The organism is uncultured Eudoraea sp., from assembly GCF_947258925.1.
GTDB lineage: Bacteria > Bacteroidota > Bacteroidia > Flavobacteriales > Flavobacteriaceae > Eudoraea.
In genome coordinates this window covers 25,886-38,426 of record NZ_CAMYKG010000038.1, presented here as the reverse complement: position 1 = coordinate 38,426, position 12,541 = coordinate 25,886, and the positions used below count along the sequence as shown (strand labels likewise).

At 39.0% G+C, this 12,541-nt stretch carries 11 protein-coding genes and 1 pseudogene; 11 read left to right on the top strand and 1 reads right to left on the bottom strand.

The genetic code is table 11. The features are described 5' to 3' along the window. The 6 genes from Q0X77_RS12910 to Q0X77_RS12885 all read left to right on the top strand — a co-directional run. A partial coding sequence (locus Q0X77_RS12910) for a hypothetical protein (RefSeq protein ID WP_297798007.1) occupies positions 1–954 on the top strand: 954 nt, incomplete at its 5' end. A 95-nt stretch (positions 955–1,049) separates the two neighbouring features. Beyond that, positions 1,050–2,105, top strand: a complete 1,056-nt coding sequence (locus Q0X77_RS12905) for a bestrophin family protein (protein WP_297798005.1) — start codon at positions 1,050–1,052, stop codon at positions 2,103–2,105. A 65-nt stretch (positions 2,106–2,170) separates the two neighbouring features. After that, positions 2,171–2,935 (top strand): DUF6090 family protein, encoded by a 765-nt coding sequence (locus tag Q0X77_RS12900; RefSeq protein WP_297798003.1) that lies wholly within the window; start codon positions 2,171–2,173, stop codon positions 2,933–2,935. Between the two features lie 31 nt (positions 2,936–2,966). Further along, on the top strand, positions 2,967–3,362 hold the full coding sequence (locus tag Q0X77_RS12895) for a hypothetical protein (protein WP_297798001.1): 396 nt from the start codon (positions 2,967–2,969) through the stop codon (positions 3,360–3,362). A gap of 96 nt (positions 3,363–3,458) precedes the next feature. After that, positions 3,459–5,870 (top strand): penicillin acylase family protein, encoded by a 2,412-nt coding sequence (locus Q0X77_RS12890; RefSeq protein WP_297797999.1) that lies wholly within the window; start codon positions 3,459–3,461, stop codon positions 5,868–5,870. Next, positions 5,871–6,224 (top strand): hypothetical protein, encoded by a 354-nt coding sequence (locus tag Q0X77_RS12885; protein ID WP_297797997.1) that lies wholly within the window; start codon positions 5,871–5,873, stop codon positions 6,222–6,224. Between the two features lie 95 nt (positions 6,225–6,319). Here Q0X77_RS12885 and Q0X77_RS12880 read toward each other — a convergent pair whose 3' ends face one another. After that, the gene (locus Q0X77_RS12880) at positions 6,320–7,423 is read right to left on the bottom strand and encodes a hypothetical protein (protein WP_297797995.1); all 1,104 of its coding nucleotides are present in this window, start codon (positions 7,421–7,423) and stop codon (positions 6,320–6,322) included. A gap of 291 nt (positions 7,424–7,714) precedes the next feature. Between Q0X77_RS12880 and Q0X77_RS12875 the strand changes: the two genes are divergently transcribed. The 5 genes and pseudogenes from Q0X77_RS12875 (at position 7,715) to Q0X77_RS12855 (ending at position 12,401) form a co-directional block, all read left to right on the top strand. Further along, positions 7,715–8,401, top strand: a complete 687-nt coding sequence (locus Q0X77_RS12875) for a lysoplasmalogenase (protein ID WP_297797993.1) — start codon at positions 7,715–7,717, stop codon at positions 8,399–8,401. Next, a complete protein-coding gene (locus tag Q0X77_RS12870; RefSeq protein ID WP_297797991.1) occupies positions 8,398–9,372 on the top strand; it encodes an NAD(P)-dependent alcohol dehydrogenase in 975 nt (324 codons plus the stop codon). Before Q0X77_RS12875 ends, Q0X77_RS12870 begins: the two co-directional genes overlap by 4 nt. Positions 9,373–9,375: 3 nt before the next feature. Next, positions 9,376–11,022: an ADP-ribosylglycohydrolase family protein gene (locus Q0X77_RS12865; RefSeq protein ID WP_297797989.1), complete on the top strand. Its 1,647-nt coding sequence runs from the start codon at positions 9,376–9,378 to the stop codon at positions 11,020–11,022. 30 nt (positions 11,023–11,052) lie between these two features. Continuing rightward, complete coding sequence (locus tag Q0X77_RS12860; protein ID WP_297797987.1) at positions 11,053–11,508, top strand: SRPBCC domain-containing protein; 456 nt, start codon at positions 11,053–11,055, stop codon at positions 11,506–11,508. Between the two features lie 107 nt (positions 11,509–11,615). Continuing rightward, positions 11,616–12,401 (top strand): annotated as a pseudogene (locus Q0X77_RS12855) (DUF2490 domain-containing protein). Positions 12,402–12,541: the final 140 nt, after the last annotated feature.

Sequence of the window (12,541 nt, the reverse complement as noted above, 5' to 3'; positions counted from 1 at the left end):
ATCATAGCATGGTTGCTGGAAGGCGATGTTTCAATTCAATACCAGGTTCACAGGGATTTGTTAGGCAATGAAAGAAAGGACCTGCAGGACAGAATTGCCGGCGAAGGTTGGGGAAGGCAAATTTTAGAGAAACGAAATCCAAATGGCCATTGGGGACAGAGATTCTATCAGCCAAAGTGGATTTCTACACATTACATATTGCTGGACCTTCGTAATTTGAATATCAGCCCTGACAACCCAAGTATAAAAAAGACGATTGAGCTAACGCTGAACTCCGGCAAGGCAATTGATGGAGGAATTAAATTGGGGCCTTCAACCTCCAGGTACAGCGATGTTTGTGTAAACGGTATGTTCCTGAATTATGCATCATACTTTAAAACCGAAGAAAAAAAACTGCATTCTATTGTAAACAGCATTCTGCATGAGATAATGCCAGATGGTGGTTTCAATTGCAGAACAACCAGAAGTGGTGCAAAACACAGTTCTTTGCACTCTACCATTTCAGTACTCGAAGGATTGTATGAGTTTCAGAAATCCGGAACCGCATATAGAAAGAACGATATACAAAGTGCCAAAGAAAGTGGCGAGGAATTTATCCTTATGCATCAGTTATTCATATCTGACCGAACCGGGGAGATTATTAACAAAGACTTTTTAAAGATGCCCTATCCATGCAGGTGGAGGTATGATATTCTGAGGGCAATGGACTATTTTAGTTACGCCGGCTGCAAATGGGACAACAGAATGGAACAAGCTGTTAGTGTACTTCTTAGTAAAATAAACAAGTATGGAACGTGGAACCTAAATGCTGCTCATCCCGGAAAAGTACACTTTAAAATGGAACAAGCCGGTAAACCAGGCAGGTGGAATACACTAAGGGCAATGAGGGTCTTAAAACATTTTAAAATTGAACCGCATGGTAGCCATATGAGCAAAACGTCATACCGTGGTTGAATAAAACCATTAACTGAAAGTAAAAGTATAAATTTGTTTAAAAACTAAGTATTGCTTCTATTTAGAAGAAACAAATATAAAAACCTGGATTAAGTATGTATATAGGCAGAGTATATCGAATTATGGACATGGTGAAATGGACACGTTTTGAAACGTTTTGGTTCATTTTCATAATTATTATTTGGGTTTGCGCCTATTATTTTCTGGATCTGCAATGGCTAAGAATTCCCTGGACGCCTATGGCCTTAATAGGAACAGCGGTTGCATTTGTCATTGGATTTCAAAATAATGCTGTGTACGGACGCATATGGGAAGCCAGGAAAATCTGGGGAGGTATAGTAAACACTTCTCGCACCTTTGGCGTCTTTGTTCAGGATATGCTCTCTGATGAGCATACAAAGGAGAGTGTTTCTGATGAGATCATAGCGGAAGAAGTAAAAGTGTTGACCTATAGGCATATTGCCTGGATGACAGCATTAAGATATGCGATGCGAAGTAAAAAGCTATGGGAAACTACAAGTAGCCATAAAACTAATACAGAATGGGGAATAAGGCCCCCTGAAAAGGATTCTCCTTTGGAAGAGGAACTAAAACCATATCTTTCTAAAAGCGATATGGAACATGTGATGAGCAAAGACAACCACCAGACGGCCTTATTGTATTTGCAATCACATCATATCAGAAAATTAAAAGACAAGGGAATTATTTGGGAGTTTTCATTTCTTGAACTCGAAGGACTCATCAAAGAACTCTTTACGCTTCAAGGGCAAACGGAGCGTATCAAGAATTTTCCTTACCCCAGGCAATACGCTTCCTTAAACCATTATTTTATGTGGCTACTCTTGCTGCTCCTGCCTATGGCATTAATTCCACAATTCATGGATATTGGAAAGGGATTTGCTGATAATTACCCAATATTGGGGCAAATTTTCATCTGGTTTACCGTTCCAATATATTCAGCAGTTGCCTGGATGTTCCATACTATGGAACGAATAGGCCGTACGGGAGAGAATCCTTTTGAAGGAACATCTAACGATGTACCCATTTCCACCATAGCCCGTGGGATAGAAATTGATTTAAGGCAAAATTTAGGGGAAGTTAAAGACCAAATTCCACCCCAATTTAGCACGGATTTAAATGTGCAATGGTAACATAATAATGATAGACCTCATAGCTCTCCATAGTTATCGGGTTAAGACAGGACCCACAGCAAAACATGATAAAATTCTTCAGACACATTAGACAACAACTTCTCACGGAAAACAGATTCAGCAAGTATCTGCTTTACGCCGTTGGAGAAATTGTGCTTGTGGTTCTTGGAATTTTGATTGCGCTGAGTGTCAACAATTGGAACCAGGAAAACAAAGACCGCAGATTAGGTGAGGATTATTTGTTACGGATTCATCGCGATATAGTCCAGGACACCATTAACTTCAGGCAGATCATCCATAATAATAATGCCTTGAGGGAAGATATTAAACAATTACTTGTTACTTTATACGACGGCGTTGAGAGTATAGAGGAAGTTCAGTATATGAGTGCCATCTATGACAAAGCCCTGGATCAGGTTTTTTCTCCAAATGATAATACCTATAAAGGTATGATAAGTTCAGGCGCATTAGGACTGATTAAGAACCAGGAATTAAAAGAGGAAATAGTTGATCTTTATAGCGAATACGACCAAAAAAGAGCGTTGTTATCCGCAATAGGTGCATGGATGGTAAACGTTGCCACCAATGAGACCAATGAAACAGATTTTATCAAGTTTAATAAGGGGGTTACCGATATTTTTACGACACAAGAAATGTTAAATGAACATGATTATGCTTTTTTAAATAATAAAGAAGACCAAAGGTTTAAAATTTTTGTCCGAGCAATTTCTGCAACGGCATTTAATCAAAAGGCTAGCAATGGCTATTACCTTGAATTAATAAACAAGTGTGAGGCCGTTCTAAAGCTTATTGATGAAGAATTAAAGTGAAAGTAAAACCGCAAATAATAAATCAAAAAAAATGAGAGCAGTTTATTTAGTAAGCCTGTGTTTAATTCTGATCTCAATCAGCAATGTAAATGCGCAATCCGAATCAGCTATTGATTTAAGCGTCCTAAAAGGAATTTGGAAAATTGATATGAGCCCGGAAGATAAGACTGATGCTAATTTTGCTAATATGAAGATTTCAGAAGTAAGCAATTCAGGGTTCGAAGGGTATTTTTATAAGGATGGCTTTGATATCCGCTCAGGTAGAATCAACACCCAACTCGGGATCATTTACGGGGCTTTAATTTCCGGGGATGGTACCGGAGAATATAACACTGCTTTCTATTATAAGGATGGTTTACTATATGGCACAACGCATTCGGTTAACAGAGATTTTCTCGCGGTTTGGATTGCTACTAAAGAGAATTAAAATTAGACCAGAAAGTTTTATACCTCCGATGAACTTTAAGCATTCCTTTGTGTTCAGATTTATTTAGTAATTTCAACATCACAATTTCCGGCATTTATGAAATACTTAAAGTTTGTAATTTCTCTTCTTCTCACAGTAATTATTTATTATGGTCTGAATACCAAATTTGGTTCCGTTCCGCCAATCGGTAAATTTTTAAATCCGGCTACTGGCATCTGGCAAAATGAAAAAGATGAAACAATTACCGGAACTGTTTCAATTGATGGGCTCAAAGACAAGGTAACCGTTCATTACGACGAACAACTAATTCCACACATTTTTGCTGAAAATGAAAATGATTTGTACAGGGCTCAGGGCTATATTACGGCCAAGCACAGACTATGGCAAATGGAGTTTCAAACCATGGCTGCAGCAGGTCGTTTGTCGGAATTTATTGGTGAAGCAGCCTTGAACTATGACCGTCGCCAACGCAGACTTGGAATGGGATTCGGGGCCGAACAGGCCATTGAAAAGATCAAAGAAGACCCGGAAACCATGGCTTTTTTAGAGGCCTACGCAGAAGGTGTGAATAGTTACATAAACGAATTACAGCCAAAAGACATTCCGGTAGAATACAAACTGCTCGATTATAAGCCGGAGCCCTGGACCACTAAAAAAACAGCTTTGTTATTGATGTACATGACCAAAGATCTGGCAGGTTCCGATACGGATTTGGAGTATACCAATGCCCTTAGGATATTTGGCAAAGAGCGTTTTGATTTGTTGTATCCGGATTTTTATGATGTTATAGATCCTATTATTCCGAAGAGTACAGACTGGAGTTATATTGACGTACCCATGACGGAAACTCCGGCAAGTGAATTGCCGCTCGACACTATTTCAAAAACTATCGAAAAGCCCCATCCGGACAATGGCAGTAACAACTGGGCCATTTCCGGACAAAAATCCTATTCCGGAAATCCCATCCTCGCAAACGACCCGCATTTAGGCCTCAACCTGCCTTCCATATGGTTTGTCATGCAATTGAGTACCCCAACCCACAATACTTTCGGGGCAACATTGCCCGGAGCTTTGGGCATAATTTCAGGATTTAACAAGTACATTGCGTGGGGAGAGACTAATGCTACAAGAGACGTACAGGATTGGTACAAGATTGAATTTAAAGATGAAAAACACTCACAATACAAATATGGCGATGACTGGAGAACTGCGGACCTGAGGGTTGAAGAAATTAAAATAAAAGACAAAGCTCCTTTTATCGATTCTGTGAGGTACACCCATCACGGCCCGGTTACATACGACCAGAATTTTATGGGTGACAACAAACTTGCGGGTTATGCCATGAAATGGTCCGGTCATATTGGGGGCAACAATCAAAGGACATTTTTGGAACTCAACAAGGGTAAAAATTATGATGATTACGTTAATGCCCTCAAACACTATACAGCGCCTGCACAGAACTTTGTCTTTGCCTCAACAGAAGGTGATATCGCAATTTGGGTTCAGGGAAAACTCCCCAATAAATGGAAAGGCCAGGGAAAATTTTTAATGGATGGAAGCAATCCGCAGCACGACTGGCAAAGTTTTATCCCACAAGAATTCAATGCGCACACTAAAAACCCGGAGCGCGGCTTTGTTAGTTCAGCCAATCAGCACCCTGTTGATGAATCCTATCCGTTTTATGTATTTAATGATGGTTTTGAAACCTACAGAAACCGTGTAATAAATGACTTTTTTAATTCCAGGGATACCTTCAGTATTCAGGATTTCAGGGATTTACAAAACAATAATTACAATCTCAAAGCAGCAGAACTCCTGCCCCATATTTTTAATACCATGGATACATCTTCGCTTACCGAAGAAGAGTTACAAATTTTAAATGAAATAAAGGCATGGAACTTCAACAACGATATAGACGAACTGGGGCCAAGTATTTGGAGTGCCTGGTGGCGCAATCTCCATAGTCTGCTGTGGGATGAATATAAAGTGGATGATGTAGCATTAAAGACCCCTTATGATTACCAAACCGTACATTTATTAAAAACAAAGGGTGATGATGCCTTTATGGATATTATAGAAACCCCTGAAACCGAGACTGCCGGGGATTTATTTTTAATAAGTTTTAAAAAAGCCGTGAAGTCCCTGATGGATTGGAAAGCAGAAAATGGCAGCTATAACTGGAATGCCTATAAAGCTACCTATGTTGGCCATTTACTGCAGGGGTTACCTGCATTTTCAAGGTTTAACTTACCCATAGGTGGTGGCAGTAATATTGTGAATGCAACCAAAAAAAATCATGGTGCTTCCTGGCGTATGATCGTGGAAATGAGCTCCCCTCCTACCGCATTAGGAATTTATCCCGGGGGACAATCGGGCAATCCGGGCAGCAAATACTACGATAATTTTATAGACGACTGGGCAGCTGGCAACTATCATAATTTAAACTTCATGCAATCCGATACCGGCACGGATGCCGTAATCGGTACGCAAACATTAATATCTAATTAAATGAATACCAACATCCTCAATTTTATCATTACCCTGCTTTTGGCATTGGCCTTTTCAATTTTCTTGCCCTGGTGGTCAGTAATGCTTGCGGCATTTGTTTCGGCAGTACTATTTTCTTTAAAAGGATGGAAGGTATTTTTTATTCCATTTATAGCAGTTTTTTTGTTCTGGACGGGCTATGCTTTTCTTTTGTCTAACGACAACAACTTTACCCTGGCCAAAAAAATAGCAATCCTATTGCCCCTGGATGGTAATCCTTTCCTATTAATTCTGGTAACGGGCATTGTAGGAGGTTTAGCCGGAGGGTTTGCCGGCATTTTTGGAAAACAATGCCAGGCGCTAGTAAAAAAGTAATTATTTGAATGAGTTGATCGCCAGGATTGTATTTATTAAGTGCGCTTACTCCTAATGTATTTCGATAATTTTCCCGACAAAATGATTAGTAAACTTTAAGTCCTTTTGTAGATTATTATTCCAATCACTAAGACAACTAAGAAAATGAATAGTAATACAACAGTTCTCCAAAAGATGGTATCTACAATATTTTCTAAATTATTAAAGCTCAGATCAATGCTTTGACCGGTCAGTGAATTTAATTCCTGAAAACTGGCTTCCCTCTGCAGTGTAATTTCATCGCTTAATAGTTGCATAACGATTGTCCTTTCCTTACGAATTTCATCCAAAACCGCTATGCGTTCCTGCCTTATAGCCTGCAATACGGCAATCCGCTCTCCTCTAAGCTCCTGCATTAAGGTGGAACGTTGTTGGTCTATTAATTCCGGGGAAGATTCTACAACAAGTACAGATCGCTCCAACAAATAGGTAAGTGAGTCTAAACGGCCGGTTAATTCAGGGTTGGTTAATGCATTGTTCAACAAATATTCGGCCTGCCAGCGAACCTGCTTCGGTAAAATCTCCGTGTATGCATTTATCCGTGTGCTTAATTCGTCAAGACTTTGCGCCATTCCTTCTGCAAGGCTTTTAAAACTTACTTTTTCAACCTCCTGTATACTCAACATAAGTGGCAAAGTGGATCTCCTAATAAAATAAGAACTGTTTATAGGATTCTGCTCGGCAAATTCTTCAACTAGTTTAATCCCTTCAGATATATCCCTCCCAGGTGTTAAATTCCTTGCTATTTCCATCAAATCCTTATAGAGGGCATCCGAAGCTCCTATTGCAATATCCTGAAATTCCCCGAATAAATCCTTTCCGTTTCCTTTTTCATAATATATTTTCATCTGATAATTGAAGACCGCCATATCTATGAAAGCTGCAAAAGGATCTTTGCTATAAATAGCCCCCTGAGCAACGGGAATGGCGTTCATTTTCCAAAATAAAGCCTGGTTATCAATGTTGTAATCTTTGGATAACCTTATGATACTATCAGCCGATTCGGTTATAGTCCGGGAAAACCTGTTAAAGAAATCATCCATGGTCAACCTCAACTCCAGGGTAGATATTTCGATGGTTTCACCGGTTGGACCCACTGAACTCTTTTTTTTCTTTTTCTGGGCAATTGATACCTGGCATACCAATAAAAGAATCAGCATAATTCTTTTTATAAGTGATATTCTCGTTGAGTAAGTGAACATAAATTGAGTTTGAATAAATACTATTGCCCAGTCATGGTGATATTAGTACCTTTTCTTAAAAGTAAGGTATTTTCAAAATATTAGTGAAAAACAAATGGGAAATCCGGTTTACAGGCGTCATAAATCTGTCTGTTAGCAGACAGATTCATTTCTCCTTCAGCCCTTAGATGAAAATCAGTATTTTTAGTTATTAAAATCTATACGTAAAACAGAGCTCAGCAGGCAACTGCATTATGCACTATAATAAATATGGATAAACCGCAACCTAAAAAGAATTGGGTATACAGCCTGTTATTATTAGCAGTTATTTCGGCAATTTTGGCATTGAATACTTCTGAATTTTTATATAAATCTGGCTCGGCCGGAATAGGTATTCTAATCATCCTGATACTTAATTTTAAAAAAAATAAACAACCCAATGACAGCTGGTTGATTATCGGGGCCTTTTTGTTCTCCATAGCAGGCGACTGGTTTATGTCGAACAAGTTGGGAGACAGTATGATGTTTAGTAAGGGAATTGCTTTATTTTTTATGGCGCATCTGGGCTATCTGGGATTTGCTTTGCTTAATGGTAAAATAAAATGGGGCTTTACCCTCGCAATTCTGGTAGCCTATTTATTGTTTTTCTTTCTAATGTTGTATCCTAATATTGAGGATAAAATACTGCTTTATGCCGCCCTTGTTTATTTACTTATTTCCTGTCTGACTTTTGGCACATCTATAGGAGCGAAGGGAGATACAATATTTAAACGGGCTTTTATTTTTGGAATTTTTCTAATTGTCTTTTCGGATACAATTATTGCTCTGACGGAATTTTTAGGATATGATAAAATGGATTTTCTAATTTTACCTACCTATTACCTTGCGCATATAAGTATAACATTCTCACTGATTCGAAGACAGAATATCCGGGAAACTAATAAGGAAAACTTATGAAAGCATTGGTATTTACGAAATACGGTTCACCTGAGATTCTTCAGCTCAGGGAAATCGATAAACCGACACCTAAGGAGAATGAAGTTTTGGTAAAAATTCATGCCACGGCCGTCAATGATTACGACTGGAGTATGATAAGAGGGAAACCTTATCTGTATAGGTTACTATTTGGTCTTTTGAAACCAAAACATCAAATACCCGGTATGGAATTGTCCGGTATTATTGAAGCTCTTGGTACAAATGTAGAGTCATTCAAAGTAGGAGATGCGGTATACGGAGATATCTCTACATATGGTTTTGGCGGTTTTGCGGAATATGTATGTATAAACGAAAAGGCCCTGGTAATTAAACCTGATAAAATGAGTTTTGAAGAAGCCACAGCAATCCCACATGCTTCTGCACTTGCCTTACAGGGTTTGGTTGATACCGGTGATATTAAAAAAGGCCAGAAGGTACTTATTAATGGTGCAGGTGGCGGCATGGGCACTTTTGGCTTACAAATTGCTAAGTTATATGATGCAGAAGTAACCGGAGTTGATACCGGAGACAAACTAAAAATGATGACGGAAATTGGTTTTGATCATATCATTGATTATAAGAAAGAAGATTTTACAAAAAACGGACAAATCTATGACCTTATCCTGGACGCTAAAACTACGCGCTCAACCTTCGATTATTTGAGGGCGCTAAGTTCAAAAGGTAAGTATGTAACCGTTGGGGGTTACCTGAACCGACTCTTTCCAATGTTTCTCTTAAAACCATGGATTTCCATTTTTAGTAAAAAGCGCATTCATATTGTTGCATTGAAACCCAACAAAGATTTAAACTATATAAGTGAACTTTTCGAAGCCGGTAAAATCAGACCTGTAATTGATGGCCCCTTTAACTTAACTGAAGTGCCTGAGGCCTTACAATATTTTGGGGAAGGCAGGCACCAGGGAAAAGTAGTAATTGTGAATAACACACCATAGTAAATGATATCTCCGAACTACTTTTTATTTGCTGCTCTAATTACAAATATAGCCTTTGGGCAGATCACAGATACTGCAGAAAATAAGGAGATGGCTCATTACCAAATAAACAGGAACGAATATAAAGACAAGCTCAGAGGTTTTTGGCTGGGTAGCTGTATTGCGAACTGGACAGGTTTGCCCACAGAAAACAGGCGCACTGATTTTCCCTTTTTTACAGATTCAGATTTTGGGCCTGGCAAATATGATTACCTACTGAACCAGAGTCCCTGGGGAGCCGATGATGATACGGATATTGAATATGTCTATCAGCATGCCATTGAAAAGTATAGCAATTTTATGCTCACAGGAGAGCAAATAAGTGCCGAATGGCAAAAACATATTGGCTTACCTAAACTATGGGTTTCAAATTTATCTGCCCTGGGCCAGATGCAAAACGGTGCAATACCTCCTGACACCTCATTACCCGAAAATAACCCCATGTGGGATATGATTGACGCGCAACTCACCACTGAGATTTTCGGCGCTTTTGCTCCTGGCCGTCCGGATATTGCTTTAGAAATTGGCCACTTACCGGTTCGAACTACTGCATACATGCATTCAGAATGGGCTGCAGAATTTTATATTATCATGTATTCACTTACAGCTGTGGTTGACAGGTCAATTTCGAGAAAAGATCAAATTCTATGGCTGGCAGAACAAGCCAGGAAAAGAATCCCGGATTGGTCATATATTGCCGACATGTATGACTTCGCTAAAACTACCTACGATGCTAATCCTGATAAAGACAACTGGGAAAAAACGCGTGATGAAATCGCAAGGCGTTATCAACACAATGCAACGGCCGGATATCATTATAAATACCCATGGGATTCGGGAATTAACTTTGCAGCATCTTTGGTAAGCCTGTTTTATGGGGAAGGTGATTATAAGAAAACAATTCGTATTGGTGCCATGTGTGGCTGGGACTCAGATAATCCAACGGCAACATGGGGCGGGCTGCTGGGTTTACTCTATGGATATCAGGAACTTGAGGCTCAATTTAATAAGACAGACTTTGCCGACACATATGATATAGCACGTACCAGATTTAATATGCCAATACCACTAGACAATTTTACGGATATGGCTGAACGGGGAATTGATATAATAGATGACATTGTTGTTAAGGCCATGGGCGGCACTATTGAAGATGATACTTGGATTATTCCTGAAATTAGTTCGGAAATTACCGCGGCTGCTGTTCCCGAAACTAAAGTGGCCTGGCACATCATTGAAGACAATGACCCCGGATGGAAGTATGAAGGATTTGAATCTATGAACGAAATTTGGAATGCTTCCGGGGCCACCCTTGCCAGAGGTTTTGCCAATTGTACTGCAGAGTTAAACTTTACCGGTACTGCAGTTCAGTATTACGCCTATAGGAGTCCGTGTGGTGGTACCGTTGAAATTCTAATAGATGGCAAATCCTATGGTGAATTTAGCCTTGAAAATCACGCCAGTATTCATGGGCAATACTATGTCAAAATTTTTGAAAAGAGGGACTTGTCCTCCGGGATGCATACAATAAAAATAATTGGGGATAACAGTAGTCGTGAAAAGACTATTGATATGCTGTCAATAATAGCGGATCCCAATTCCAAAGAATAATTAAAATGATAACAATGAAAACACAAAAAGATGAGCAACCCTGATAACCTTACCCTGGCTATTCACAGAACATTCAATGCACCCATTCAAATGGTATGGGATGCCTGGGCACAATCTGAAAAAATTGCACAATGGTGGGGACCAAAAGGAATGCAGACCAAAGTAATACAACATGATTTCAGCGCGGGTGGCACTTGGAAGTATGTTATGACAATGCCAGACGGAAACGAATTCGTTACGGAAGGTGTCTATTCAGAAATCATTGTCCCCGAAAAAATAATCTCATCAGCAGATTTCAAACCAATGACGGAAGGTGTTGAAATTCAGGCACTACTTGAGCCAAGTGGAGATAAAACCAATTTTATATTCAAAGTTGTGCATCCCACTGCCGAATATTGCAAACAGCAAGAGGAAATGGGTTTTTATAAAGGTTGGGGTTCTACTTTTGACAGGCTGAACGAGTACCTAAAGGCAGATATGCAATAAATACAATTTTAAATCTTAGCCGGGCCTACTCATATAAAGAATAATAAAATTTCCTTTTCCTTTTTTGCACAGGGTCTGATCAGATATATTTGCAGAAAATTGGATTAATGCTTTTTAAAAGGCTAAAAACCCTTCTTGTAATAATCTTATTCCTTCCTGTTTGTATAAATGCACAAACTGAAGAAGAATTACCTTCCAAAAATATTAATGAGCAATTTCAGACCTGGATTTCGTTAAATACCGTTTTTCAATTCACAAAACATTGGTCAGGTTTAGCTGATCTGCATATAAGGCGTAGTAATTTTGTAAAAAATCCAAGTTTTAATTTTATCCGTTTCGGCGCTCGATACAACTTTAATGATAACCTGAAGCTTTCTGGCGGCTATGCCCACCTCTGGCTGGCCAGAGATGAGAACTGGACACTCTATCTAAACGAAAACAGGGTCTATCAGGAATTTATACTGGCCGATACCTACCCAACGTTTAGCGGCCTGTTTAGAATACGCACGGAACAGCGCATTTTTAATAATGTGCAGGATGGGATTTCTTTGTAAGACGATTACTTTATTAACCGCATCCGATTTCTGTTTAGTATTAGTATCCCATTTAAAAAAGGAGGTAAGACATCCTTTTTAGTAGCTGATGAAATCCACCTTAATTTTGGGAAAGAAGTGGTATTCAATACTTTTGATCAAAACCGTTTTACTATTGGGATTAAACAAAAAATAAATGAGAGCTGGAGTTTTGACTGCGGCTATATGTTGGTCTATCAACAATTACTAAGCGGAATAGATTACAACCTGAACCATACTTTCAGGCTGTTTTTTTATGGGAATTTTGATTTGCGTAAAAATAAGAATGAATTAATTCGTCATGGACAAACGATTGATTAGGCCAGGTTTAGAAACTTTGATTTGCCACAATTCTTACTATAGTCCCATACTCCTTAATTGAAATTCCCCTAATAGAATGAGCTCAATATTCATGGGGGTTTATCCTCGAAAAAATCGTATCTTAGTGGAATTGCCTTAGG